25 protein-coding genes are annotated in these 25,750 nt (G+C 66.5%); 9 read left to right on the forward strand and 16 right to left on the reverse strand.

The annotated features are described in order from the left end of the window. Positions 1–90 precede the first annotated feature (90 nt). The 3 genes from J2X50_RS05615 to J2X50_RS05625 all read right to left on the reverse strand — a co-directional run bounded on the left by J2X50_RS05615 (position 91) and on the right by J2X50_RS05625 (position 4,889). Positions 91–3,567, reverse strand: a complete 3,477-nt coding sequence (locus J2X50_RS05615; protein WP_429092606.1) for an indolepyruvate ferredoxin oxidoreductase family protein — start codon at positions 3,565–3,567, stop codon at positions 91–93. A 202-nt stretch (positions 3,568–3,769) separates the two neighbouring features. After that, positions 3,770–4,294, reverse strand: a complete 525-nt coding sequence (locus J2X50_RS05620) for a hypothetical protein (protein WP_429092608.1) — start codon at positions 4,292–4,294, stop codon at positions 3,770–3,772. Continuing rightward, positions 4,287–4,889, reverse strand: coding sequence for a CGNR zinc finger domain-containing protein (locus J2X50_RS05625; RefSeq protein ID WP_429092610.1), 603 nt, complete (start codon positions 4,887–4,889; stop codon positions 4,287–4,289). The genes J2X50_RS05620 and J2X50_RS05625 overlap by 8 nt, the downstream gene beginning before the upstream one ends. 93 nt (positions 4,890–4,982) lie before the next feature. On the opposite strand from J2X50_RS05625, the gene J2X50_RS05630 reads away from it, so the two are divergent. From J2X50_RS05630 to J2X50_RS05640, 3 genes are all read left to right on the forward strand, one after another. After that, positions 4,983–5,888, forward strand: coding sequence for a branched-chain amino acid ABC transporter permease (locus J2X50_RS05630; protein ID WP_429092843.1), 906 nt, complete (start codon positions 4,983–4,985; stop codon positions 5,886–5,888). A gap of 208 nt (positions 5,889–6,096) precedes the next feature. Beyond that, positions 6,097–6,681 (forward strand): TRAP transporter small permease subunit, encoded by a 585-nt coding sequence (locus tag J2X50_RS05635; RefSeq protein ID WP_429092613.1) that lies wholly within the window; start codon positions 6,097–6,099, stop codon positions 6,679–6,681. After that, positions 6,678–8,423 carry a TRAP transporter large permease gene (locus J2X50_RS05640; protein ID WP_429092616.1) on the forward strand — a complete coding sequence of 582 codons (1,746 nt, stop codon included), beginning with the start codon at positions 6,678–6,680 and terminating at the stop codon, positions 8,421–8,423. Before J2X50_RS05635 ends, J2X50_RS05640 begins: the two co-directional genes overlap by 4 nt. An 86-nt stretch (positions 8,424–8,509) precedes the next feature. Here J2X50_RS05640 and J2X50_RS05645 read toward each other — a convergent pair whose 3' ends face one another. Together J2X50_RS05645 and J2X50_RS05650 are read right to left on the reverse strand one after the other, a co-directional pair. Continuing rightward, on the reverse strand, positions 8,510–9,619 hold the full coding sequence (locus tag J2X50_RS05645; protein WP_347968701.1) for a TRAP transporter substrate-binding protein: 1,110 nt from the start codon (positions 9,617–9,619) through the stop codon (positions 8,510–8,512). Between the two features lie 169 nt (positions 9,620–9,788). Continuing rightward, the gene (locus J2X50_RS05650) at positions 9,789–10,898 is read right to left on the reverse strand and encodes a TRAP transporter substrate-binding protein (protein ID WP_347968702.1); all 1,110 of its coding nucleotides are present in this window, start codon (positions 10,896–10,898) and stop codon (positions 9,789–9,791) included. 302 nt (positions 10,899–11,200) lie between these two features. Between J2X50_RS05650 and J2X50_RS05655 the strand changes: the two genes are divergently transcribed. After that, complete coding sequence (locus J2X50_RS05655) at positions 11,201–11,974, forward strand: gamma-glutamyl-gamma-aminobutyrate hydrolase family protein (RefSeq protein WP_429092620.1); 774 nt, start codon at positions 11,201–11,203, stop codon at positions 11,972–11,974. 256 nt (positions 11,975–12,230) lie between these two features. Here the strand turns inward: J2X50_RS05655 and J2X50_RS05660 are convergent, their stop codons facing one another. The 6 genes from J2X50_RS05660 to J2X50_RS05685 all read right to left on the reverse strand — a co-directional run bounded on the left by J2X50_RS05660 (position 12,231) and on the right by J2X50_RS05685 (position 16,999). Further along, entirely contained in the window at positions 12,231–13,253 is a 1,023-nt protein-coding gene (locus J2X50_RS05660; protein ID WP_429092846.1) for a LacI family DNA-binding transcriptional regulator, read from the reverse strand. Between the two features lie 76 nt (positions 13,254–13,329). Next, positions 13,330–14,268 carry a DMT family transporter gene (locus J2X50_RS05665; protein ID WP_429092623.1) on the reverse strand — a complete coding sequence of 313 codons (939 nt, stop codon included), beginning with the start codon at positions 14,266–14,268 and terminating at the stop codon, positions 13,330–13,332. A gap of 195 nt (positions 14,269–14,463) precedes the next feature. Further along, entirely contained in the window at positions 14,464–14,976 is a 513-nt protein-coding gene (locus J2X50_RS05670; RefSeq protein WP_429092626.1) for a MarR family winged helix-turn-helix transcriptional regulator, read from the reverse strand. 187 nt (positions 14,977–15,163) lie between these two features. After that, the gene (locus tag J2X50_RS05675) at positions 15,164–15,880 is read right to left on the reverse strand and encodes an intradiol ring-cleavage dioxygenase (protein WP_429092629.1); all 717 of its coding nucleotides are present in this window, start codon (positions 15,878–15,880) and stop codon (positions 15,164–15,166) included. A gap of 478 nt (positions 15,881–16,358) precedes the next feature. Continuing rightward, positions 16,359–16,622: a hypothetical protein gene (locus J2X50_RS05680; RefSeq protein WP_429092632.1), complete on the reverse strand. Its 264-nt coding sequence runs from the start codon at positions 16,620–16,622 to the stop codon at positions 16,359–16,361. Between the two features lie 41 nt (positions 16,623–16,663). Continuing rightward, entirely contained in the window at positions 16,664–16,999 is a 336-nt protein-coding gene (locus tag J2X50_RS05685) for a hypothetical protein (RefSeq protein ID WP_340036547.1), read from the reverse strand. 241 nt (positions 17,000–17,240) lie between these two features. Between J2X50_RS05685 and J2X50_RS05690 the strand changes: the two genes are divergently transcribed. The 3 genes from J2X50_RS05690 (at position 17,241) to J2X50_RS05700 (ending at position 19,839) form a co-directional block, all read left to right on the forward strand. Beyond that, positions 17,241–17,546, forward strand: a complete 306-nt coding sequence (locus tag J2X50_RS05690) for a hypothetical protein (RefSeq protein WP_429092635.1) — start codon at positions 17,241–17,243, stop codon at positions 17,544–17,546. Between the two features lie 71 nt (positions 17,547–17,617). After that, positions 17,618–18,691: a CobW family GTP-binding protein gene (locus J2X50_RS05695; protein WP_429092638.1), complete on the forward strand. Its 1,074-nt coding sequence runs from the start codon at positions 17,618–17,620 to the stop codon at positions 18,689–18,691. Positions 18,692–18,864: 173 nt separating this feature from the next. Then, positions 18,865–19,839: a WD40 repeat domain-containing protein gene (locus J2X50_RS05700; RefSeq protein ID WP_429092641.1), complete on the forward strand. Its 975-nt coding sequence runs from the start codon at positions 18,865–18,867 to the stop codon at positions 19,837–19,839. On the opposite strand, the gene J2X50_RS05705 is transcribed toward J2X50_RS05700, so the two are convergent. Continuing rightward, on the reverse strand, positions 19,840–20,292 hold the full coding sequence (locus J2X50_RS05705) for a hypothetical protein (protein WP_429092644.1): 453 nt from the start codon (positions 20,290–20,292) through the stop codon (positions 19,840–19,842). It abuts the gene before it with no gap. Positions 20,293–20,438: 146 nt separating this feature from the next. Between J2X50_RS05705 and J2X50_RS05710 the strand changes: the two genes are divergently transcribed. Beyond that, positions 20,439–21,824: an aspartate aminotransferase family protein gene (locus J2X50_RS05710; RefSeq protein ID WP_429092646.1), complete on the forward strand. Its 1,386-nt coding sequence runs from the start codon at positions 20,439–20,441 to the stop codon at positions 21,822–21,824. 31 nt (positions 21,825–21,855) lie between these two features. Continuing rightward, a complete protein-coding gene (locus tag J2X50_RS05715; RefSeq protein ID WP_429092648.1) occupies positions 21,856–23,244 on the forward strand; it encodes a glutamine synthetase family protein in 1,389 nt (462 codons plus the stop codon). A 16-nt stretch (positions 23,245–23,260) separates the two neighbouring features. Here the strand turns inward: J2X50_RS05715 and J2X50_RS05720 are convergent, their stop codons facing one another. From J2X50_RS05720 to J2X50_RS05735, 4 genes are all read right to left on the reverse strand, one after another. Beyond that, positions 23,261–23,554: an addiction module antidote protein gene (locus J2X50_RS05720; protein WP_429092651.1), complete on the reverse strand. Its 294-nt coding sequence runs from the start codon at positions 23,552–23,554 to the stop codon at positions 23,261–23,263. Positions 23,555–23,556: 2 nt separating this feature from the next. After that, complete coding sequence (locus J2X50_RS05725; RefSeq protein ID WP_429092653.1) at positions 23,557–23,844, reverse strand: type II toxin-antitoxin system RelE/ParE family toxin; 288 nt, start codon at positions 23,842–23,844, stop codon at positions 23,557–23,559. Between the two features lie 66 nt (positions 23,845–23,910). Then, complete coding sequence (locus J2X50_RS05730; RefSeq protein WP_429092656.1) at positions 23,911–25,191, reverse strand: glycerate kinase type-2 family protein; 1,281 nt, start codon at positions 25,189–25,191, stop codon at positions 23,911–23,913. 18 nt (positions 25,192–25,209) lie between these two features. Then, a complete protein-coding gene (locus J2X50_RS05735) occupies positions 25,210–25,716 on the reverse strand; it encodes a heme-degrading domain-containing protein (RefSeq protein ID WP_429092659.1) in 507 nt (168 codons plus the stop codon). Positions 25,717–25,750: the final 34 nt, after the last annotated feature.

Here is a 25,750-nt window from a genome sequence, read left to right on the forward strand (position 1 = left end):
CTTAGAAAGCCCGCTTCCGGCGGGTTCGGCAGCTTCCGGAAAACCTGCCAGGAGCTGTAATCTCGAGTTCAGGTAAACAAGTCGTATCGGCTATTCGGCGGCCTGCAGATCCTCGCGCCGCGGCGCCTGCCGCAGGCGCGCGACCAGCCGGGCGCGTTCGCCCGCCGCCTTGCCCATGCTCGCATGCTTGACATGGCCGTAGCCGCGGACGAGCTGCGGCACCGAGGCGAGCGCCGCAGCTGCCTCGACGTTGCCAGGACCGAGCGAGGCGCGGATGAGGTCGAGGTCGGCCTCGTAGGCGGCGAGCAGCTCGCGCTCCGAGCGCCGTTCGGCGGTGTAGCCGAAGACGTCGAACATCGTCCCGCGCAGGCCCTTCATCGCCGCCAGCAGCCTGAACGCCTTCATCATCCAGGGGCCGAAGCTCGACTTGCGCGGACTGCCGTCCGCACCCTTCCTGCCGAGGATCGGCGGCGCGAGGTGGAACTCCAGCCGGTCGTAATCCTGGAACTGCTTCGACAGCTCGCGCTGGAAGGACCCGTCTGTGTAGAGCCGCGCGACCTCGTATTCGTCCTTGATCGCCATCAGCTTGAACAGGCTGCGCGCCGCAGCTTCGGTGACCGCGGTCGAGCCCGGCACGGCGCCTGATTCCGCCGCGCGGATGGCTGCGACACGGGTCCTGTAGCGATCCGCATAGGCGGCGTCCTGATAGGCGGCCAGGAATTCCGCGCGACGCGCAATCACCTCGTCGACGGTTTGCGCCACGGCAGGTTCCTCGCCATGGCCGGATCGCTCGACCATGGCGCGGACGAAGCCGGGCTCATGCGCGGCGCGGCGCCCCCAGCGGAAGGCGGTGACATTCATCGCCACCGCCTCGCCGTTGAGCTCGATGGCGCGCTCGACCGCCTCGGCCGAGAGCGGCAGGCCGCCGTGCTGGTAGGCGAAGCCGAGCATGAACATGTTGGCGCCGAGCGAATTGCCGAAGAGCGCCGAGGCGGTGCGCGTGGCGTCGAAGAAATGCGCGTTGGCGTCGCCCGCCGCCGCGCGGATCGACTTCTTCAGCCGCTCCGTCGGCAGCGAGAAGTCCGCCAGGCGCGCGAATTCGCCGGGCATGATCTCGGCCGTATTGGCGACGAAGATGGTGTGGCCCTCCCGCGCCGCGGCCAGCACCTTCTTGGCGCCCGACACGACGAGGTCGCAGCCGAGGATCAGGTCGGCCTTGCCGGCCGAAACGCGGATGGCGTTGATGTCTGAAGGCGTGGGCGCGATCCGCACGTGGCTGAACACCGAGCCGCCCTTCTGGGCGAGGCCGGCCATGTCGATCATGCCGCAGCCCTTGCCTTCGAGATGGGCGGCCATGCCGAGGATCGCGCCGATGGTGACCACGCCCGTGCCGCCGACGCCGTCGATGATCGCCGCCCAGCCGTCGCGGTCGAGCCGGAACTGCTTCGGTTCGGGCACGCCTTCGAGCGGATCGCTGGCGCCCGCGATGCCCTCCGCCTTGCGCAGCTTAGCCCCATGCACGGTCACGAAGGACGGGCAGAAGCCGCTGAGGCACGAAAAATCCTTGTTGCAGCTCGACTGGTCGATCCTGCGCTTGCGCCCGAACTCGGTCTCGACCGGCTGGATCGACACGCAGTTGGATTTGACGCCGCAATCGCCGCAGCCCTCGCAGACGAGTTCGTTGACGAACACCCGCTTGTCGGGATCGGGGAAGGTGCCGCGCTTGCGCCGGCGGCGTTTTTCCGCGGCACAGGTCTGGTCGTAGAGCAGGACCGTCACGCCCGAAATGTCGCGCAGCTGGCGCTGGACGAAGTCGAGGTCGTCGCGGTGGTGGAACGTCGTGCCCGCCGGGAACTGGCCGCGCCCGCCATACTTGCCCGGCTCGTCGGTGACGACGGCGATGCGCTCGACCCCCTCGGCCCGCACCTGGCGGGCGATCATGTCGACGGTGAGGCTGCCTTCGTGCGGCTGGCCGCCGGTCATGGCGACCGCGTCGTTGTAGAGGATCTTGAAGGTGATGTTGGCCTCGGACGCAAGCGCGAAGCGGATCGCCAGCGTGCCGGAGTGGTTGTAGGTGCCGTCGCCGAGATTCTGGAAGATGTGCTCGCGCCTGGAGAACGGCGCCTGGCCGATCCACTGCGCCCCTTCGCCCCCCATCGCGGTGAAGCCGAGCGTGCTGCGATCCATCCACAGCGCCATGAAGTGGCAGCCGATGCCGGCCCCGGCGATCGACCCTTCCGGCACGTTGGTCGAGGTATTGTGCGGGCAGCCCGAGCAGAAGAAGGGGGTACGGCCTGCGACATCCTTGGTGTCGGCCAGCATCGCCTGGTACTGGCGCAGCCGGCCGACGCGGGCGGCGATTTCCTCAGACGGGCCGATGACCTTGAGCACGCGCTCGCCGATGGCAATGGCGATGTCGTTGGGGTCGAGCGCACCCTTGGCCGGAAACAGCCAGTCGCCGCGTTCGTCCTTCTTGCCCACCACCTTGGGCTGCATGGAGGTGCCGTAGAGGTCTTCGCGCAGCTGCGTCTCGATGAGCGAGCGCTTCTCCTCGACGACGATGATCGTCTCAAGCCCGCGGGCGAAATCGCGAATATGCTCGAGGTCGAGCGGCCACGGGCAGCCGACCTTGAACAGGCGGATGCCGAGCTGGCCGGCGCGTTTCTCGTCGATGCCGAGATCGTCGAGCGCCTGGCGGACGTCGAGGAAGCTCTTGCCGACCGTGATGATGCCGAGCTTTGGCTTGCGGCCGCCGGAATAGACGATGCGGTTGATGTCGTTGACACGGATGAAGGCAGCGGCCGCGGCACGCTTGTATTCGTGCAGCCGCGCCTCCTGGCCGAGCTGGTCGAGCTCGTGGCGGATGTTGAGCCCGCCGGGCGGCATGTCGAACTCGGGCAGGACGATGTTCAGCCGGCCGAGCGAGGCGTCGACCGAGGCGGTCGATTCGATGTTGTCCTTGACGCATTTGATCGCCGCCCAGGTGCCGGCGAAACGCGACAGGGCGAAACCGTAGAGGCCGTAGTCGATCAGCTCCTGCACCCCTGCAGGGTTGAGGATCGGGATCATCGTGTCGACGAACAGGAACTCGGTCGCATGCGCGTTGGTGGAGGATTCGGCCGTATGGTCGTCGCCCATCAGCGCCAGCACGCCGCCGTGCCGGGAGGAGCCTGCCAGGTTGGCGTGGCGGAACACGTCGCCGGAACGGTCGACGCCGGGCCCCTTGCCGTACCAGACCGAGAAGACACCGTCGTGCTTGCCCTCGCCCAAAAGCTCCGTCTGCTGCGAGCCCCAGCAGGCGGTGGCCGCCAGTTCCTCGTTGAGGCCGGGCTGGAACACGATGTTCGACCGGGCCAGCTGCTGCTTGGCCCGCCACAGCTGCATGTCGAGGCCGCCGAGCGGCGAGCCGCGATAGCCGGAGACGAAGCCAGCGGTGTCGAGGCCGGCGAGCCGGTCGCGTTCGCGTTGCATGAGCAGCATGCGGATGACGGCCTGGGCGCCGGACAGGAAGATGCGCTCCTTGCCGAGATCGAACTTGTCGTCGAGGGCGACGTCGTGGAGCGTCATGCGCATTTCCTGTGCCCGAACCGCCCGGGATTCGGCGCAGCTGACCTTGGGTAGTCTAGGGATAGCCTTTCCATGGCCAGCTGTCGCGTCAAACCAATGGCTTTCCAGCGCAAATGTTCTTGCGCCCGAACGGCGTGGACACTCGCCCGTTGGCTTCGCCAGCCGCGCGTTTCCGGGGCGCGTGCGCCGCCCTTGCCGCCGGTCACGATGCCGGGCAGGTCACGCCGCGGCCGCCGGGAAGCCGCCCGTCGGGACGTCCGGCCAGCGCCGGGTTGGGATCGTAGAACGGCCCCACCACCAGCGGCTGGTCGGGAAGCGCCGACTGGTCCTGCGACGAGGCCATCGTCGTCTCGATGGTCTGCATCGGCGCGCCCGCCGCATCCTCGATGCGGATCGTCACCTTGTAGGGCCGGTCCCTGGCGACGCATTCCAGCGGCGGGCTCTCGATCGTCACCTTCTGGCTCATCGGCCAGATCTTCTGCCGCACGACGATCCGGTCGCCTCCGGCGGGATTTTCGAAGCTCGCCACGGCGACCTCGCCATCGCCGATCGGCCGCAGCGGCCTCAGCGTCACCATGTAACGCACGGTCGCCACCCGATAGTTGAACACGAACAGGCGGCCGGAAAGCTCGAAGTGCTCGCCCTCGCCGCCGCTTTCGCGGCAGCCGGCCAGGCCGAGCAGCGCCAATGCCGCGAGGCCAAGCGCTATCCTGCACCGACTAGGCATCGACCGCCTCCCCCTTGCTGCGGCGGCGATAGTGCCGCCTGGCCTTCTGGCGGTTGCCGCACACCGCCATGTCGCACCAGAGCCGGCTGCCGTTGCGGCTGCGGTCGAGGAACAGCCAGTTGCAGTTCGGGCAGATACGCAAGCGGCCGAGATTTTCGGACGCGAGCAGTGAGAGCGCCGACACGGCGAGCGCCGCCTCGAGCGCCAGCGGTTGCGCGCCCTTCCCGAAGGGCGCGGCCGCGCTGAACGTCTCGGTGATGCCGGCAAGCCCCTCGGCACAGGCGACCAGCAGCGGGGCCATGTCCGGGGCGGCAAATGCGCCATCGACCACCCCTCGCCGGAACAGCCTGTCCGCCGCCTCGCGGATGGCGAGGACCTTGCCCGCAACTGCGAAAGTGTCTGACACCGCCACCGCCCTGCCCCGAAGCTCGTCCGCCCGGTACTCGCTCGCCGCCGTGGCAAAACGCGCGATCTCGGCCGGCTCGGCGAAGCGGTCGAAACTCCGCTCCGCGTCGCCACGCAGGACGACCGTGTTGGCCGCGTCGAGCGCGAGCGCGCCGCCGGAGAAGCGATGCCGTGTCCAGGAAACTGCCATGGTCCAAATCTAACTGGTAAACGTCGTTTGACAAGTTAGATTTCAAGGCGCAACGTCAACCGGCGCGGGATGAGCCCGCGCGCCGGTCCGCGCATGCTCTATTTCCTGCAACAGCTCCTCAATGGCCTGCATTCGGCTGCGATCTATGCGCTGCTCGCCTTCGGCTATGCGCTGGCAAACGGACTGCTCAAGCGCACCAACCTGGCGCATGGCGCGATCTTCGCCTTCTGCGGCCAGACGATGATCCTGGCCGCGGTCTACGGCTACCAGGTGCTGTGGCTGACGCTGCCGGCGACCGTCGCCTTCGGCATCGCGGTCGCATTCGCCTATGCCGGTCTCATCAGTCGCCTGCTGTCGCGCCTCGTGTTTGCGCCGCTCGCCGGTCACTCGCCGAACACGATCGTCGCCGCGACGCTCGGCGTGCTCATCGTGCTGATGGAACTGACCCGCATCTCCGCCGACACACACGACTTCTGGCTGCCGCCGATGCTGGCGACGCCGGTCGCCTTCGCCTCCGGCGGCGGCTTTGCCGCGACCCTGACGGTGATCCAGCTGGTCAACGTCGCGCTTGCGTCCGCGGTTGTCGCAGGCGGCGCCTTCCATCTCGCGCGGTCGCGCTTCGGCAGGGACTGGCGCGCCATCGCCGACGACCCCCTCGCCGCCAGGCTGTGCGGCGTCGACACCGCGCGCGTCTTCAACCGGACGGTCCTGCTGGGCGGCCTCTGCGCCGCCTTGGCCGGCGTGCTGGCGGCACTCTACTACGGCAATCTCGGCTTCGGCGCCGGGCTCGTCTATGGGCTGAAGATTCTCTTCGTCACCGCCGTCGGCAGCTACCATGCGCCGACCCGCGCAGCACTCGGGGCCGCCGCCTTCGGCATGGCCGAGTCGCTGTGGGCGGGGTATTTCCCCATCGAATGGCGCGACGCGTGGATGTATGCGCTGCTTGCCGCCATGCTGGTGCTCACCGGCGATCGCAGGGACCAGCGGGCATCGGGCTGACCAGGCGCGCCGGCCGATTCAACTTTGGTTGAATGCCGCCGGATCATTCCACAATTTCCAGGTTTTGCGCGGGCTGCCGCGGTTGACGCCGCACGGCCGTTATGTTGACGCGGCACCCTTGGCCGGCATACCCATGAACACAAGGGGAGCGCCGAACAAGAAATTCGGGGAACACGGCCACCCCAAGAACACAACAAGGGAGGAAGGCATGGCAGGGCTTCTGGCTCTATCCAGACTGATAGACCGTATCAACGAGGCGATCGGCAAGACGGTGGCGTGGGCGATCCTGCTCGCCATCCTGGTCAGCGCCGGCAACGCGGTCATCCGCAAGACCTTCAACATGTCCTCCAACGCCTGGCTGGAGCTGCAGTGGTATCTGTTCGGCGCGGCCTTCATGCTGGCGGCCGCCTACACGCTGAAGCAGAACGAACACATCCGCATCGACATCGTCTACGGCATGTTCTCTCGCAGGGTGCAGCACTGGATCGACCTGCTCGGGCACCTGTTCTTCCTCATGCCCTTCGTCGTCCTGATGATCTTCTACTTCATCCCCTATGTGAGCCTGTCGGTCCGCTCGGGCGAAGTATCGGCCAGCGCCGGCGGCCTGATCATCTGGCCGGCCAAGGCGCTGCTCCTGATCGGCTTCCTCCAGCTTGGCCTCCAGGGCGTATCCGAGATCATCAAGAAGATCGCCGTCATGCGCGGCGACATGGACGACCCCAACCCCTTCGTCTCCGCCCATGAAGCGGCCGAACTCGAGGGCAAGGCCATTGCCGACGAGGTGCGCTCATGATGGAGTTCATCGCCCAGAACATGGCGCCGATCATGTTCTTTTCGCTCGTCATCTTCCTGCTCCTCGGCTATCCGGTCGCCTTCTCGCTCGCAGCGAACGGGCTCCTGTTCTTCCTTATCGGCGTCGAGCTTGCGCCGCTGTCCAACGGCACCATCAACCTGTCCTGGCCGCTTCTCTACGCCCTCCCCGAACGCTTCTGGGGGGTGATGTCGAACGAGACGCTGCTCGCCATCCCGTTCTTCACATTCATGGGCATCGTGCTCGAACGCTCGGGCATGGCCGAGGACCTGCTCGACACGATCGGCCAGCTGTTCGGTCCGATCCGCGGCGGCCTCGCCTATGCGGTCATCTTCGTCGGCGCGCTCCTTGCCGCCACCACCGGCGTGGTCGCGGCCTCGGTCATCGCCATGGGCCTGATCTCGCTGCCGATCATGCTGCGCTACGGCTATGACCGCCGCCTCGCCTCGGGCGTCATCGCGGCGTCCGGCACGCTCGCCCAGATCATCCCCCCCTCGCTGGTGCTGATCGTCCTGGCCGACCAGCTCGGCCGTTCCGTCGGCGACATGTACAAGGGCGCGCTCATCCCCGGCCTCGTGCTGACCGGGCTCTACATGGGCTACATCCTGCTGATGTCGATCATCCGGCCGAACTCGATGCCGGCATTGCCGCCCGAGGCCAGGACGCTCGGCCACGGCATCACCTCGCTGATCGTGGCGTTGATCTTCGCCGGCGCCCTCGCCTATGGCGCGCATGTCTACCTTTCGCCGACCCACGGCGCCAACGCCGACATCCTCGGCGCCTGCGTGGGCGTGGTTGCGATCTATCTCATCGCCATCGCCGACCGCGGTCTCGGCATCAACATGATGTCGAAGCTGGCGCAGCAGGTCATCATCGTGCTGATCCCGCCGCTGGCACTGATCTTCCTGGTGCTCGGCACCATCTTCCTCGGCATCGCCACCCCGACCGAGGGCGGCGCCATGGGCGCGGTGGGCGCCCTCATCATGGCCGCGGTCAAGGGCCGGCTGTCGCTCGACGTGATCCGCCAGGCGCTGGCCTCGACGACCAAGCTCTCCTCCTTCGTCATCTTCATCCTGATCGGCGCCCGCGTCTTCTCGCTCACCTTCTACGGCGTCAACGGCCACCTCTGGGTCGAGCACCTGCTGGTGTCCTTGCCCGGCGGCGAGATCGGCTTCCTGATCGCGGTGAACATACTGGTGTTCCTGCTCGCCTTCTTCCTCGACTTCTTCGAACTCGCCTTCATCATCGTGCCGCTGCTCGCGCCGGCCGCCGACAAGCTCGGCATCGACCTGATCTGGTTCGGCGTGCTCTTGGGCGTCAACATGCAGACCAGCTTCATGCACCCGCCCTTCGGCTTCGCGCTGTTCTACCTGCGCTCGGTCGCGGCCCGCGTGCCCTATCTCGACAGGCTGACGGGCAAGGCGATCCAGCCGGTGACGACAGGCCAGATCTACTGGGGCGCGGTGCCGTTCGTCGGCATCCAGATCATCATGATCGGCCTCACCATCGCCTTCCCGCAGATGGTCATGCACTACAAGGGCAAGCCGGTCGATCCCTCGACCATCGAGATCAAGATGCCGGACATGCCGGGCCTTGGCGGCGGTCTCGGCCTGCCGCCGCTCGGTGCGCCCGCCGGCGGTACGGCTCCCGCGCAACCGGGAACCGCTCCGGCGCAGCCGGCGGCACCGGCAAACGACCTGTCGAAGCCGCCGAGCTTCAACTGACCTGCAGGAACGGAAAGGGCGCCCTCGCGGCGCCCTTTGTCGTTTCGATGACCGGACCGGCGGCACAAGCCGCGATCCTTGTGGGATCACAGCGCCTGGCTGCGCTGCTGCACCATCATGAAGGTGTCGAAGCTGTACTCCGACAGCTGCGCCCACAGATACGCGTCCTTGCGGAAGGCGGCCTGGCTGTCGAAGATCTTCTTGAACGCGGCATTGGAGGCCGAGATCTCGCCATAGGTCCGGTGCGCGGCGTCGAAGCAGGCCTTCAATATCTCCTGGCTGAACGGACGCAGTTGCGCGCCGTTGGCCACGAGCCGGCGCAGCGCCGCCGGGTTCTTGTAGTCGTAGTTCGCCATCATGTCGGTATTGGCGGCCTGGCAGGCCGAGGTGAGCGCCACCTGGTAGGGCTTGGGCAGTTCCTGCCACTTGGCGAGATTGACCAGCGTGTGCAGCGTCGGGCCGCCCTCCCACCAGCCGGGATAGTAGTAGTAGGGCGCGACCTTGTGGAAGCCGAGCTTCTCGTCGTCATAGGGACCGACCCATTCGGCCGCGTCGATGGTGCCCTTCTCCAGCGCCGGATAGATGTCGCCGCCGGCGATCTGCTGCGGCACCAGGCCGAGCGTCTCGAGCACCTTGCCGGCGAAACCGCCGACGCGCATCTTCAGGCCCTTGAGATCGGCGACCGTGTTGATCTCCTTGCGGTACCAGCCGCCCATCTGCGCACCGGTGTTGCCGCAGGCCAGGCCGTAGAGGCCCTGCGTGGCGTAGAATCCGTTGAGCAGGTCTTGCCCGCCGCCGTGGTAGATCCAGGCATTCATCTGGCGCGCGTTGAACATGAACGGCACCGCCGTCGCCAGCGCATATGTCGGGTCCTTGCCCCAGTAGTAGTAGGAGGCCGTGTGGCAGCACTCCACCGTGCCGGCGGACGCCGCGTCGGCGGCCTGCAGGCCAGGCACGATCTCGCCGGCCGCGAAGACCTGGATGCTGAAGTTGCCGTCGGTCGCCTCGCGCACGTAGCTCGCCATCGTCTCGGCGGCGCCATAGATCGTGTCGAGCGCCTTGGGGAACGACGAGGTGCAGCGCCAGGTCACCTTCGGCAATGATTGCGCGATTGCCGGCGCTGCCAGCATCGACGCGGTTGCGGCCGCCCCAAGGCCGGATGCACCTGCCCTGCGGATGAAAGATCTGCGATCCATCCCTTGCTCCCATTCGTTGTTGGACATTTTCTTGAATGCGCGCCGGACCCCATGTGTTCTGTCTTAACCGGCGCGGGCGCAGAATAACCGAAGCGAATGGGAATTGCGCAGAAAATAAAAGGCCCCGCGGCTCGCGCCGCGAGGCCCTTTCAACTGATCGGTGCTGCGCTCAGAGCTTGCCGTTGCGCTGCTGGATCATCAGGAACGTATCGTAGTTGTACTCGGCGATCTGGGCCCAGAGGTAGTGCTCCTTGCGGAACGCCTTGATCGAATCCCAGATCTTCTTGAAGTTGGCGTTGGAGGCTTCCATGCCGGCATAGACCTCGTTGGCCGCGTCGAAGCAGGCCGACAGGATTTCCGGGCTGAACGGGCGCAGCTGGGCGCCGTTGGCGACGAGGTTCTTCACCGCCGTCGGGTTCAGGAAGTCGTACTTCTGCAGCATGTTGGCGTCGGCCGCATGGCAGGCGGTGCGCAGCAGCGACTTGTAGGCCGCCGGCAGCTCCTCGTACTTGGCCTTGTTGAACATGAAGTGGACGGTCGGGCCGCCTTCCCACCAGCCGGGGTAGTAGTAGTAGGGCGCGACCTTCTGGAAGCCGAGCTTCTCGTCGTCATAGGGGCCGACCCATTCGGCGGCGTCGATGGTGCCCTTTTCGAGCGCCGGGTAGATGTCGCCGCCGGCGAGCTGCTGCGGCACGACGCCGAGCTTCTCGAGGACCTTGCCGGCGAAACCGCCGACGCGCATCTTCAGGCCCTGCAGGTCGGCGACCGTGTTGATCTCCTTGCGGAACCAGCCGCCCATCTGCACGCCGGTATTGCCGCCGGGCAGGCCGAACAGGCCCTGGGTCGCCAGGAACTCGTTGAACAGGTCGATGCCGCCGCCGTGATAGTGCCAGGCGTTGATACCGCGCGCATTGAGCGAGAACGGCACGGCCGCGCCGAGCGCCCAGGCCGGGTCCTTGCCCCAGTAGTAATAGGCGACAGTGTGGCAGGCCTCGACGGTGCCGGCCGTGGTGGCGTCCGCCGCCTGCAGGCCGGGAACGATCTCGCCGGCCGCGAAGGGCTGGATCGTGAAGTTGCCGTCCGTCGCTTCCGACAGGTACTTCGACAGCACCTCGGCGCCGCCATAGATGGTGTCGAGCGACTTCGGGAACGACGAAGTCAGGCGCCAGGTCACCTTGGGGTTGGCCTGGGCGATAGCCGGTGCGGCAAGTGTTGTGGCCGCAGCCGCTGCGCCCACGCCGGTCGCGCCGGCTTTCCTGATGAATGAACGGCGATCCATTAAGATCCTCCCATGCTGGACCGAACGAAAATGCATGACGTAGGGGGGGACTCTTTGGCCTCCCGCAACCAACGTCGCGGGCATCAATACACGGCCGATGATGCGAGTAAAGCGCGCGCCGGCCAGCTCTCGCCGATTGACGACGCAAATCCTGCGGCCGCCGCGCGCGCCTAAAACTATAGTCTAACTCTTGTGTCGACCGCTTGGCTGCACGATCAAACTTGCATTGGAAATGCGCCTTGGCTTCGCCTATTTTGTAGTCGAGGAAACCGCCTGTTTCTCAGAAGGACCAGAATCCAATCATGCGCCAGCCGCTCGTCGCCGTCTCGACCGATGTCAAGCAGTTCGAGAACTACACCTGGCATGCGGCGCCGCAGCAATATCTCGAGGCGGCGATCGCGGGTGCCGGCGTGCTGCCCGTCCTGGTCCCCTCCTTCGGCGGCCGCCTCGATCTCGACGAACTCCTGTCTTCCGTCGACGGCGTGATGCTGACGGGTTCGAAGTCGAACGTCGACCCGCGCCTCTATGGCGAAGAAGCGATTGAAGCAAATGGTCCTTACGACTTCGCCCGCGACTCGACCACCATGCCTCTGATCCGCAAGGCGATCGAGCGCGGCGTGCCGCTGCTCGCCATCTGCCGCGGCATCCAGGAGCTGAACGTGGCGCTGGGCGGTTCTCTCGCCACCGAGATCCAGGAGCGCGACGGCATCGACGATCACCGCGCCCCGGTCAGCGACAACCAGGACGAACGCTTCGCCATCCGCCAGGTGGCGACCATCAAGCCGGGCAGCTGCCTTGCCGGCGTGTTCGGCGCGGGCGACATCATGGTCAACTCGGTTCACCGCCAGGCGGTCGAGCGGCTCGGCTCGAAGCTCCAGGTCGAGGCCGTCGCCCCCGACGGCACGGTCGAGGCCGTGTCTGTACGCGACGCCCGCGCCTTCGCCGTCGGCGTGCAGTGGCACCCCGAATACTGGGTGAAGTCCGACGACGTCTCGCAGCGCATCTTCAAGGCCTTCGGCGACGCCGCCCGCGCCCATGCGGTGGCGCGGCAGGCGGCGAGGACGGCGGCGGAGTAAGCCGCCGTCCGGCTGGTCGCCAAAGCCTCGCCTAGCGGAGGGCTTTCAGAACGCAGCTCCCGGCGCCCTCGTGGTTCGACAGGCTCATCATGAGGGCTACCGAGGCGTAGCGCCTGCCTCGTGCGTTCAGCCGCGCGTTTCAACATTGAAGCACAGGCATCTCGGGCCTTGGCGCCGCCCTCCCAAAATCCTCATGGTGAGCCTGTCGAACCATGGGGATTTTGATTCCGTGCCGCCTCCAGGCAGCAACGATCGCTCAGCCGCGTTCCTTTGGCCGTCCGGTCGACTGGCGGACGTGCAGCTCGGGCTTGATGAGCTCCTGCGAGGGGCGCACCTGCTGGCCGTTGAGCTTGTCGAGCAGGGCGCTCGCGGCGCGCCGGCCGACCTCGCGCTGGCCGTTCCACACCGTGGTCAGCGCCGGCGTGGCGATCTGGGCCTCCTCGAGGTCGTCGTAGCCGGTGACGGATGCGTCGATGCCCGGCACCAGGCCGGCGCGGGCGATGCCGTTCATCAGGCCGATGGCGACGAGGTCGTTCCAGCAGCATGCTGCGGTCGGCTTGTCCTTGAGCGCCAGGAACTGCCCCGCCGCCTCGAAGCCGCCCTGCTTGGTGCGCGGCCCGGAGATACGCCACCACGGCATGACCTCGAGACCCGCCGCCTGCATGGCGTTGAGATAGCCCTGGTAGCGGTCGCGGCCGGTCGACGTCTGGTCGGTGCCGCCGATCATGGCGATGCGCTTGTGGCCGAGCGAGATCAGGTGGTTGGTGGCGAGCGCCGTGCCGTAGGCATCGTCGCCGCGGAAGACCGGGACCTCCGCACCCTCCACCGTACGCGCGATCAGCACCGCCGGCAGGCCGTTCTCCTCGGCCATGATGATGTCCTCGGCCGGGGTGCCGATGGCCGGCGACATGATCACGCCGTCGGCACCGAGCTGCAGGAGCGTGTCGACGAAGGTGCGCTGCTTCTCCAGCTGGTCGTAGTGGTTGGACAGGATGAAGGTCTGGCCGCTGCGGTCGAGCTCGCTCTCGATGGAGCGCAGGATCTCGGCATAGAACGGGTTCATGATGTCGTGCACGACGACGCCGACGATGCCGGAGCGGGAGGTGCGCAGGCTGGCGGCGCGGCGGTTGTAGATGTAGCCGATCTCGCGGGCATGCTGCTTGATGCGGTCACGGGTGACATCGGCGACCAGAGGGCTGTCGCGCAGCGCAAGCGACACGGTGGCGGTCGAGACGCCGAGCGCGTCGGCGATCGTCGAGAGCTTGATCTTCTGGGCCAGCGGGGCCTCCATCCGCAAGCGTGAACGGACGGTCTTTTAAACCGTTTAAAGCCCTATGCCATTGTTCAACGGCAAATCAAAGCTTTTTTGCCAGTTCCTCGGCCTCGGCATTGGGTGCCGCACGGTTACGTACCCTCAGCGTATGCTCGCGGTGGATGATGTAGAGGCCGCTGGCGACGATGATCGCGCCGCCGGCGAGCGTCCATCGGTCGGGCAGCTGGCCGAAGACCAGCCAGCCGAGAATGATCATCCAGACCAGTTGCAGATAGGGATAGGGAGCGAGCGCGGTGGCGGTGGCGCGCTGGTAGGCCTTGATCAGCAGCCAGTGGCCGAAGCCGCCGAAGACGCCCAGCCCGAACAGCACCAGCCAGTCATAGGCGCGCGCCGGCAGCGAGCCGGCCAGCGGCACCGCCGGCAGCATGAACAGCGCCGGCACGGCGGCCGAATAGAGGATCAGGCTTTCGGCGGTCTCGCTGGCGCCCATCTTGCGGGTCATGATGGTGTAGAGCGACGAGCTCAACATGGCGCAGATCGAGAAAACGTAGCCGATGCTGAAGCCGCCGAAGCCCGGCCGGGTGATGACCATCACGCCGACGAAGCCGACGCCGACCGCGAGCCAGCGCCGCCAGCCCGCCCATTCGCCGAGCAGCGGCCCGGCGAGCGCGGTGATGACCATAGGGCTGGCGAAATTGATCGACACGGTCTCGGCGAGCTGCAGCGTCTGCAGCGCCATGAAGTTGAAGATGGTCGAGCCGAACATGAAGACGGCGCGCAGGATCTGCAGCGACAGGCTCTGCGGCACCAGTCGCTCCGGCCGCTGCCAGGCCTTGAAGAGCAGCAGCACGAGCAGCGTGTGGACGGCGAACCGCACCCAGGTGACGAAGGGCGCGGCCATACCCGAGGTGACGAGGTGCTTGGCGCTGGTGTCGAGGAAGGAGAACACCAGGCCGGAGGCGAATATCAGCAGGATCGCCGAGGTCGGCGTCGCAGTCTCTGCTGGCTTGTGGGAGGTCACGCTGGCGGGCCGGGTAAGGACGAGGTCGTGTGGCTAGAGCAATCCCAGGAAAAGTGCGAAGCGGCTTTCCGTCCGGAATTGCGTCAAAACAAAGAGATAGAGCGTTTCCGCGGTTCGAAGGACAACGGATGTGCTCTATTGCGCCAACGCCCGCCGCGCGGCAAGGCAAAATCGGTGGACCAGGCAAATAAACGCCTATTCCGCCGCTTCGGCCTCCAGCTCCTGCTCCGCGTCCGCCGCCGGATCGGCTTCGGTGCCTGCCTCGTCGTCGACGAGGTCGAGATCCGAAAGATTGGCTTCGATCCGGACCAGAAGCTTCGACAGCTGCTTGACGTCCTTCTTGTCGAAGCCCTTCAGCGCCTGCTTCTCGGTCTTCTTGACCGATTTCTCGACGGCGCGAATGGCATTGTGCCCGGCCTCGGTGAGGAAGATGTGCGCCTGGCGGGCATCGGTGTCGGAGGCGCGCTTCTCGAGGAAGCCCTGCGCCTGCAGCCGGTTGATGGTCTTGGTGATCGTCGGCGGCCGCACGCCGAGCCGCGCGGCCAGCTGGCCGGGGGTCTGGCCGTCCTCTTCGTGCAGCGACAGCATGATCTGGTCTTGGCCGGCGTAGAAGCCGTGCGCCAGGAGGCGGGCTGCGAGCGTGGTGCGCGCCAGCCGGGCCACCGAATGAAGTCGGCTCATCGCCGCGCCTTTGTTGGACTTGGACATCCGCATCTCCCGCGCCACGCCCCGCACCGCGCCGGCTGAGAATAGTTGCCGCGTGGCCGTTGGCAATCGATTTGGGCGGAAGGTTGCCATGTCGCTTTGCCGGCAACCGTCTCCCGCAACGGCGTCTTGCCAGACGGATGTTACAGTTCGATGACAGAAACGTTTCGCCGGCAAATTTGCCGGCGCGCTAGCCCTGGCGCTCGATCGCGACGATCATCGCCGCCTCATAGGCCGAAGCGATCCGACGCACCCTGCTCTCCACGCCTGTCCCGGCGCGGCGCAGGATGCCGTCGTCGGCGTTCATCGTGTCGCGCTTGCCGCGCCGACCGTTGTAGGGCACGACGCCGGCGAAGATGCGATCGCTGACGTCGTCGGGAAAGAACATCTGCCCGGTCATCACCGAAGCCTCGTCCGGGAACGCCTTGAAATGGATGTGCGTGGTCCGGCCGCGATACCAGCCCGGATAGATGGTGCCGAAGGCGACGATGCCGTCCTTGCCGGTACGCTGCCAGCCGCGCAGGAACTTCTCGCCGGTGGTGTCCACGTCCCGCCCGTCGCCCTGGCCCGGATAGCCCGAATAGTGCCCCTCGGCGTCGCAATGCCAGATGTCGACGCGGGCGCCCTCGATGGGCCGGCAGTGCTGGTCCACGACCTGGAGGCGGACGGTCAGCGCCACCCCCTTGCGCCCCTCGGTGATGTCGCTGCGTTTCAGCGCCGGATCGAAATAATACGGCCCCTCCGTCGTCTCGGGCGTGATCGTGCAGACCCCGGCATTGGGCAACAGGAGCGGCTGGCCCTGCGCTCGCGCGGTTGCCGGCATGAAGGCGCCGCCGCTTGCGGTGACGGCAATGAGGCCGAGCGCCCGGCGGCGGGTGAGATTGGCGCGCAATGGCTGATCCGGCATGGTCGCCAGCTCCTCTGAGGGTCGATGCCCACGGCCCGACCATCAATCTAGGAGGCCATCCGCGCCAGGCCTAGTTAAGTTTCGTTAATCTTGCGACGTATCTGCCCCAGGACCAAACCCGGGCACGTCTTTACAACCGAAATACTTGCAATATACAATCTTTGCGAGCAATTTTATCGATTTGCGAACTCCTTGACCCCGGCAGAGCGCGCAACCCAGCATCTTTGCAGAAAAGTCGGAATGTCAGCTCATCACGGGTCCAGCATGCGAAATAGGCCCATGGGACTCGGGGACGAGCGCTCCATGACCGAATGCGAAAGATCGCCGCCTTGCCGATCCGCAAGTTCAGTCACGGTCCGGCCGTCGCGCTCCCGCGCAATTGTACATCCGCCGACCCGCCATGAGAGAATTGCCACCGGGCACCCTGTCCGCGGGAGCCCGGCGGCAACGCCTGACCTTTCAGGCGGCACGACGCGGCTCAGCTTGGGCCGCCGTAGAATATGTGCCCGCGGTACTGGTGCGAGGCGTCATGATAGTGCCGGTAGCCGCCCGGCACGTGTGGCGCATCCTTCCAGTCGCCCTGGCCTTCGCTCAGCGCCAGCGCCAGGCTGTGCGCCTTCTTCTTGTCGGCATGGACATCCAGGCCCTGGCGGATGCGTCGCATCGCCTCGGTCTTCTCGATCGGCCTGCCCTCCGACACGAGGCGGTCTCCCGCCAGTCGCACAGGTGTGTAGCTTCCCATGATCAGCTCCTGTTCCCTGATGAACTCCCGATCGTCCCGTTTCAGGCCGGTCGCACGTTGCCGGGGCCGGAGTAGACGTAGGCCCGGTTCGGAGCGACCAGGAATTCCCCGTTTGCGTTGTCGTTCGGGTGGATCTTGAAGAACGACCCCGAGGCCGCGACCGTGCCATAGGTCTGGGGCGCGACGAGCACCCGCTGGGCCGAAACCCAGTAGACGGTGTCGATGTAGTTGTAGACGTAGAAGGTGACCGGGCTCGCGCTGTTGTTGAAGATGACCGCGGAATTGACCGCAGCCGCACCCAACAGCGATTTGATGTCTTCGCGAGCCAGCTTGTAGAACGCGTTCAGGTCGATCGTGGCATCCAATGTGGCACTCATTTGCTTCTCCTCTCGGGATACGTCGTTTGTGCCTTCGGAGCCCCCGCGCAGACGCACGCGGGCAGCCTTGCGCCGGCATCGTCGGATGCGGCGAAGATCGGATGTCCAAAACGATTGGTGGGCGGGCCTCCTCAGGCGAGACCGACGATATTGGGCGCTAGGTGGAATGTCGTCTGCGAATAGAGACAGAAATCATCGGTCCATTTCCGGAAAGACCTTTGCGGAGGGCAATGTCGGGCGGATGGGATCGGCGGCATTCGCCGCCGCGATCGCCGGCGCCCTGCGCAGGGACTTCCCGATCGGCGGCGTGAAGACCGTCGCCGGCCTGACCCTCGCCAACGAGCGCGCGGTCAAGAACTGGTTCGACGGCAGGAACGCCCCTTCCGGCGAGTTCCTGGTGATGCTGTGCCGGCATTCGGATCAGGTACTGGAAACCTTCCTCACACTGTCCGGCCGGCCGGGCCTGGTGTCGGCGAAGAAGCTGGTCGACGCGCGGCTGAAGCTGCGCGAGATGCTGGCGCTGCTCGACGAGCTGGAATCTCGCTGACGAGCGGTTTGCCGCGTGCAAAAGCGTGGGCGGCATCCTATATGGAGCCTCTATCCGACCCGAGGACGACCATGACCGAAGCCCAGACCCAAATCCCCGTGACCGTGCTGACCGGCTATCTCGGCTCGGGCAAGACGACGCTGCTCAACCGCATCCTGTCGGAGAACCACGGCAAGCGTTATGCGGTCATCGTCAACGAATTCGGCGAGATCGGCATCGACAACGACCTGATCGTGGAATCCGACGAGGAAATCTACGAGATGAACAACGGCTGCGTCTGCTGCACCGTGCGCGGCGACCTGATCCGCGTCGTCGAGGGCCTGATGCGCCGCCCCGGCCGCTTCGACGCCATCGTCGTCGAGACCACCGGCCTCGCCGACCCGGTGCCGGTCGCCCAGACCTTCTTCATGGACGAGGACGTGCGCGCCAAGACCAAGCTCGACGCGGTCGTCGCGCTCGTCGACGCCAAGCACCTGCCGCTGCGGCTGAAGGATTCCCGCGAGGCCGAGGACCAGATCGCCTTCGCCGACGTCGTGCTGCTCAACAAGACGGACCTGGTCAACGAGGACGAACTGCGCCAGGTCGAGGCAACCATCCGCGCCATCAACCCGACCGCCAGGATCCATCGCACCACCCGCGCCGGCGTGGCGCTCGACCAGGTGCTCGACCGCGGCGCCTTCGACCTCCAGCGCGTGCTGGCCGACGACCCGCATTTCCTCGATGCGCACGACCACGACCATGACCACGACCATGAATGCGGTCCGGACTGCGACCACGACCATCATCACCACGATCACCATCATCATGATCACGATCACGACCACGGCTCGGCATCGCCGATCCACGACGTGACGGTGAAGTCGGTGTCGCTGCGCGGCGGCGACATGGACCCGAAGAAGTTCTTCCCCTGGATCGAGAAGATCACCCAGATGGAAGGGCCGAACATCCTGCGCCTCAAGGGCATCATCGCGATCGCGGACGATCCCGATCGCTACGTCATCCAGGGCGTGCACATGATCATCGAGGGCGACCATCAGCGCGCCTGGAAGGACGGCGAGAAGCGCGAGAGCCGGCTGGTGTTCATCGGCCGCGAACTCGACGCCGAGCGCCTGACGCGCAGCTTCGAGGCCTGCCAGGCGGCGTGAGCCCTGTTTTCTTCTCAAGTTGATCCGCCCCTCATCCGGCTGCCGCCACCTTCTCCCCGTAAATGACGGGGAGAAGGAAGATGGCCGCAACGTCGACGCCCCCCTCGCCCCGCTTGCGGGGAGAGGGTAAGGGTGAGGGGCAAAGATACATCGAAGACGGAACCAGCCTTCTCATGCCCACAGTCGCCCCGCTTGATCTCGAAGGCCATTGCGTCGCTACTGCCTTCCTCGACGACATTCCCTTTTTCGCCCTCGCCGACGGCATGGTGCACTGGCTCGACCACGGCCAGAAGTCGCTGAAGCTGCACGATGGGCTTCTGGCGGCGACCACGACGGCCAGGAACGACCTGCTGATCTCGGGCGGCGAGGACGGCAAGGTGATGTCGCTTTCCTCCGCCGGAACCGCGGAAGAACTGGCCAGCGCCGGCAAGAAATGGGTGACCTCGGTGGCATCGGGCCCGCAGGGTGCCGTCGCCTATGCCAGCGGCCGCAACGCCTGGGTGCGCTTCGCCGACGGCAAGGTGAAGGAATTCGCCCACCCGCGCTCGGTCGAAGGTGTCGCCTTCTCGCCCAAGGGCATGCGTTTCGGCGTCGCCCGCTACAACGGCGCGACCCTGCATTTCCCCGCCGCCGCAGGCGCGCCGACCGAACTGCAGTGGGACGGCGCCCATACCGGCATCACCTTCTCACCCGACGGCGCCTATGTCGTGACCACCATGCAGGAGAACGCCCTGCACGGCTGGAAGCTCGCCGACGGCAAGCACATGCGCATGACCGGCTATCCCGCCAAGGTGAAGAGCCTGTCGTGGAGCGCCAAGGGCAAGTGGCTGGCGAGTTCCGGCGCACCCGCGGCGATCGTCTGGCCCTTCACCGGCAAGGACGGCCCGATGGGCAAGGCGCCGCTGGAACTCGGCACCCGCGGCAATGTCATGGTCACCACCGTCTGCTGCCATCCGAGCGAGGACATCGTCGCCGTCGGCTACGACGACGGCATGGTGCTCGCCGTGCGCTTCGCCGACGCAAAGGAAGTGCTCTTGCGCCGCCCCGGCAAGGGCGCCATCACCTCGATGGCCTGGGACAAGCAGGAACGCCGCATCGCCTTCGGCAGTGCCGCCGGCGACTGCGGCGTCATCGACATCGCAGGGTGATCACTCCACCAGGCAGGTGGCGCGGCCGCTGAAATTGAAGGTCTTGCCCTCGCCGCCGGTGGCATCGGCCATGTCGAACACGGTGACCGAGTACTGGCCGATATAGTCGCCTTCGTCGCCCGACTTCGTCCTGACCATGACCTCGACATAGCCGTGCGGCTTGTCGGCCTCCCGCTCGCGGTAGACGATCAGCCGAAGCTCCTCGCCGTCGAGCCAGTACTGGGCGAGATGCGCCTTGTCGAAGCTCATCCTGCGCAGGTCCTGCGCCACCGCATTGTCGAGGATCTCGATCTCGCCCCGGAAATCAAAAACGGGGCTTCCCATGCCACGCGTGACGCCGCTCTCGATGGTCAGTTTCACTGCCTCGTCCTTGGCACCGCAGGAGAGCCCGCCAGAGGCAACGGCCGGGCCCGCCGCAAGCAGGATCGACATGGCTGTCATGATAGCACGCATCGGCACATCCCCCCAAAGCCCATCGGCATGATCGACGACGATCGCCGAACATCAATATGGCTGAGCCAATCGACACTCCGATGGCGGCCAGTTGCCGTCAACGGTGGCGGCTGGCTAGAGTGGCGCCGACTGTCGGATGGGGAGGCATGATGAACCGCGTCGAACGACCAGAAGCCACGGAGGGCGGCGTGCCGCTGTCACGCATCGCCGAGCTTGCGGCGACGGAGGCGGAAGTCTTCCGCCGGGCGCGGCCGAAATCCGAGGCCGCTCTCGGCAACGGCATGGCGGGCTTCTTCAACGGCGTTCCGATGCATTGGATGAAGGACTGGCCGACGCCCTTCCCGATCTTGGTCGACAGGGCGCGCGGCGCAACCATCACCGATGCCGACGGCAACACGCTCGCCGACTTCTGCCTGGGCGACACCGGTTCGATGTTCGGCCACTCGCCGGCTCCCGTTGCCCGCGCCATCCGCAGGCAGGCGGGCCGCGGTCTGACCTACATGCTGCCGTCGGAGGATTCGCTCACCCTCGGCCTGCTGCTGGCAAAACGCTTCGGCCTGCCGCACTGGCAGATCGCCACCACCGCCACCGACGCCAACCGCTTTGCGCTGCGCGTCGCGCGCGCCGTGACAGGGCGCGACAAGATCCTCGTCTTCAACGGCTGCTACCACGGCTCGGTCGACGAGACGATGGTGCGGCTCGACGACGGCAAGCCGATCAACCGACCGGGCCTCGCCGGCGAGTTCCGCGACCTCACCGCCCGCACCCGCATCGTCGAGTTCAACGACCTTGCGGCCCTTGAAGCAGCCCTCGCGCATGGCGACGTCGCCTGCGTCATCACCGAGCCGGTGCTGACCAATTCCTGCATGGTGCTGCCCGAGCCCGGTTTCCTCGAAGGCGTGCGCAAGCTCACCCGCAAGGCCGGCACGCTGCTTTTGATCGACGAGACCCACACCATCTCGACCGGCCCGGGCGGCTACACCCGGAAACACGGTCTCGACCCCGACCTGTTCGTGCTCGGCAAGCCCGTCGCCGGCGGCGTGCCGGCCAGCGTCTGGGGCCTGAGCGAGGAAGTCGCCGCCCGCTACGCCGCCTACAACGGCACCAAGGAGCCGGGCTATTCCGGCATGGGCACGACGCTGTCGGCCAATCCCCTCCAGTTCGCGGCGATGCGCGCGGCACTGGAAGAGGTGATGACCGAGGCCAACTACGCCCGCATGGAGAAGCTGGCCGAGCGGCTGGCGACCGGCCTCGACAAAGCCATCCGAAAACGGAAGCTGCCCTGGCACGTCATGCGTGTCGGCGCCCGCGTCGAGTTCATCTGCGCCCCCGGCCCGCTGCGCAACGGCGGCGAGGCCGAGCATGCGCATGCCTCCCGGCTCGAGGCCGCCGTGCACGTGGCGCTGGTCAATCGCGGCGCGCTGATCGCGCCCTTTCACAACATGATGCTGGTCTCGCCGGCCACCACCGCGCGGCAGGTCGACGGGCTGGTTGCTGCTTTCGGCGATGTTGCCGCCCGGCTTGCGGCGTGAGACAAGGCATTTCGGACAATCGAGTGACATCATGACATCACCTTCCGGCTCGACCATCGACGAGGCGCGGGCCTTTCTGGACGCCAACCCCGGCATCGAAGCCTTCGACATCGTACTGACGGACTCCAACGGCGTCGGCCGCGGCAAGATCATCCGCCGCCACGAACTGATGGGGCTTTACGAAGGCGGGCGGCACCTGCCCATCTCCATCCTCGGCCTCGACATCACCGGCGAGGACGTGCACGAGACCGGCCTGATCTGGGATTCCGGCGACGGCGACCTGCGCGCCTGGCCGATCCCCGGCACGCTGAAGCCGCTCTACGGCACGAGCCCGGCGCGCGGCCAGGTGCTGATGTCGATGTACCATCTCGACGGCGCGCCGATGACCTCGGACCCGCGGCTGGCCCTGCAGCGCCAGGTCGACAGGCTGGCCGAAAAGGGTCTCCGCCCAGCCGGCGCCTTCGAGCTCGAATTCTTCCTGCTCGCCAATGACCGCGACGGCGACGGCAAGGTCCAGCCGGCGCGCGCCGTGCTCGACGGCCGCGCCTCGGGCAAGACCGAGGTCTATTCGGTCGACCACCTGCACGGCATGGAGCCGCTGTTCTCCGACATCTATGCCGCCGCCAAGGCGCAAGGAATCCCGGCCGAGACCGTGATTTCCGAGTATGCCCCCGGCCAGTACGAGCTCACCCTGCGCTACCGCAAGGACGTGATGCAGGCCGCCGACGACCTGATCCTGCTGAAGCGGCTGGTGCGCGCCCAGGCCCGCCGCCATGGCGTGACGGCCTGCTTCATGGCCAAGCCCATCGAGAAATACGCGGGCTCGGGCATGCACTTCCATGTCTCGCTGCTCGACAAGGACGACCGCAACGTCTTCACCGAGGCCGAGGAAGGCAGCTGGGAGCCGAAGCTCTTGCACGCGCTCGGCGGCCTCGCCGAAACCATGGCGGAATCGATGCTGGTGTTCGCGCCGCACGCCAACTCATGGCGCCGCTTCGTGTCGCAGTCCTATGCGCCGGTGGCGCCCACCTGGGGCGTCAACAACCGCTCGGTGGCGCTGCGCGTGCCGGCCGGCGACGCCAGGAACCGCCGCATCGAGCACCGACCCTCGGGCGTCGACGCCAACCCCTATCTCGTCGCCGCGACCATCCTTGCCGGCATCTCCAAGGGGCTGGAGGAACAGCTCGATCCCGGCCCGGAGACGTCAGGCAACGGCTACGAGCAGGCCGAAGGCACCGAAAGCGTGATGCCGCCGGACTGGCGCTCGGCCATCGAGGCTGCCAAGGCCTCGGAGTTCCTGCGCACGGCATTGGGACACGACCTGCACCGCACCTTCACGTCGATCAAGGAAAGCGAATACCTGCGCGTCGCCCGCACGGTGAGCGAACTCGACTACCACCTCTATCTGCACGAGGTGTGAGGGCGGGGTCCTAAGGTCAAGGCTTGGTCGCTGGCTGGACCGTGACCGTCAGGCCGAGGCTTTTGACGACGCCGAGCAGCGTCGTCAGCCGCGGATCGCCATCGGCGCTGAGGGCCTTGTACAGTCCCTCGCGCGTCACCCCGGCATCCTTCGCGACCTGGCTCATGCCACGAGCGCGTGCAACGACACCAAGAGCGTGGGCAATGTAGCCGGCATCGCCGGTTTCGAAAGCATCGGAAAGCAGCTCGGCCTGCGCTTCAGGCGTATCGAGATACGCCGCCGCGTCGAACGGAGTTGTCTTGAGGACCATGCTCACACCTCCTTGGCCAGTTCGAGGGCCCGCTTGATGTCGCGGCCCTGGGTGGACTTGTCGCCGCCACATAGCAGGATGATCAGTACCCTTCCGCGCTGCACGAAATAGACGCGGTAGCCGGGACCGAAATCCACGCGCAGTTCGCCGATGCCGTCGAAGAATTTGACATCGCCGAACAGGCCGGCCTCAAGCCGAACCACGCGCTGGGCGATCTTGCGCCGGGCCGCCAAGTCCCGAAGCCCATCAATCCAATCGCGGAATGTGTCGGTCTGACGGACCTCGAACATATGTAAACTATAGTTTACATAGGCTCGCAAATCAATGCTGGCGCCACAAGGCGCAAACCATCCCGGTTAGCGGATAAGGATGGCCCTGAGGTCGTTGACGTTGGTCCCGGTCGGCCCGGGGACGAAGAGGCCGCCCACCGAATTGAACGCGGTCCAGGCGTTGTTGCCGGCGAGCATCGCCTTGGCGTCGACGCCGGCCGAGCGCATGCGGGCGACCGTCGAGCCGTCGGCGAAGGCGCCGGCATTGTCCTCGGAGCCGTCGATGCCGTCGGTGTCGGCGGCGAGCGCGTCGATGCCGTAAAGCCCGTCGATGCCGATGGCGAAGGCGAGCAGGAACTCGCTGTTGCGGCCACCCTTGCCTCCCTTTTCACCAGGTTTGGCGCGCAAGGTCACCGTGGTCTCGCCGCCCGACAGGATCAGCACCGGCTTGTTGAACGGACGGTTGCGCTGCACGACCTCACGCGCGATCGCAGCATGCACGCCGCCGACCTCGCGCGCCTCACCCTCGATGGCGTCGGAGAGGATCACCGTCTCGACGCCGAGCTTGCGCGCAGCTTCGGCGGCGGCATCGAGCGACACGGCGGCGGAGGCTATGACATGCACCTCGTTGCGGTCGAAGCGCGGATCGGACGGCGACGGGGCGTCGGCGGCAGCCGAATTGATATGCGCAATGACATTGGCCGGAAGCTGGATGCGGTAGGTCTCGATGAGGCGCAGCGCGTCCGCGCGTGACGCCGCGTCGGGCACGGTGGGGCCGGAGGCGACCAGCGCCGGGTTGTCGCCGGGAATGTCCGACACCACCAGCGAGACGACGCGCGCCGGATGGGCGGCTGCGGCCAGCCGGCCGCCCTTGATGGTCGAGATGTGCTTGCGGATGGTGTTCATCGCCGAGATCGGCGCGCCCGACGCAAGCAGCGCCTCGTTGACCGCGATCTCGTCGGCGAGCGTCAGCCCGCCCGCCGGCGACGGCAGCAGCGCCGAGCCGCCGCCCGAGACCAGCGCCACGACCAGATCGTCCTCGGTCAGGCCGGATACGGTGTCGAGCAGCAGCTTCGCCGCCTCGAGGCCGTTGGCATCCGGCACCGGATGCGAGGCTTCAACGATGCGGATGCGCTCGCAGGGTGCTGAAAAGCCGTAGCGGGTGACGACCACGCCCTCCAGCGGCCCGTCCCATGCCTTCTCGAAGGCCGCCGCCATCTGCGCCGAGCCCTTGCCGGCGCCGATGACGATGGTCCGTCCCTTGGGCTTTTCCGGCAGATGCCGGCGGATGGTCAGCTCGGGATCGGCGGCCGCGACGGCGGCCTCGAAGATCTTCGTCAGGAACTGCTTCGGGTCGGTCGTTGCCATGGAATGCCGGGTCTCTTTTCAGCTTTTCGAAACGGGAGGCAGCGCCAGTTCCCGCCGGTCGATGCCGAGATGATCGGCGATCGCCGCCACCACGACCTCGTGATCCTGGCGCTCCGGCAGTCCGGACACCGCGATCGAGCCGATCACGCCCGTGCCCTTGACCCGGATCGGGAAACCGCCGCCGGCAAGCACGTAGTCCTCGATCGGCAGCGCCTCGCCGACCGGGAAGGTCCGGTCCTCGCGTGCCTTGGTCAGCACCATCCGGTAGCTGCTGCGGTGGAACATCCGGACGACATTGAACTTGCGCCGCGCCCATTCGGTGTTGCTGACCGTCGAGCCGGGCAGCGCGCAGTAGAAAAGCGTGCGGTCCCACAGGCGGATGTCGACGACGATGGGGAATTTCTCGGCGAGGCCGCGGGCGCGGATGGCCGATCCGATCTCGAACGCGGCTGCCTCGTCGAAACCGTCAAAGACCAGCCGGGCCTCCTGCTCGGCGATCTTCTTCACGTCATCGGCTGCCGCCATCGTCCGCTCCTCCTTCAGACCAGAGGTCACATGG

Origin of the sequence: Aminobacter sp. BE322 (genome assembly GCF_050433525.1) — a bacterium.
Taxonomy (GTDB): Bacteria; Pseudomonadota; Alphaproteobacteria; order Rhizobiales; family Rhizobiaceae; genus Aminobacter.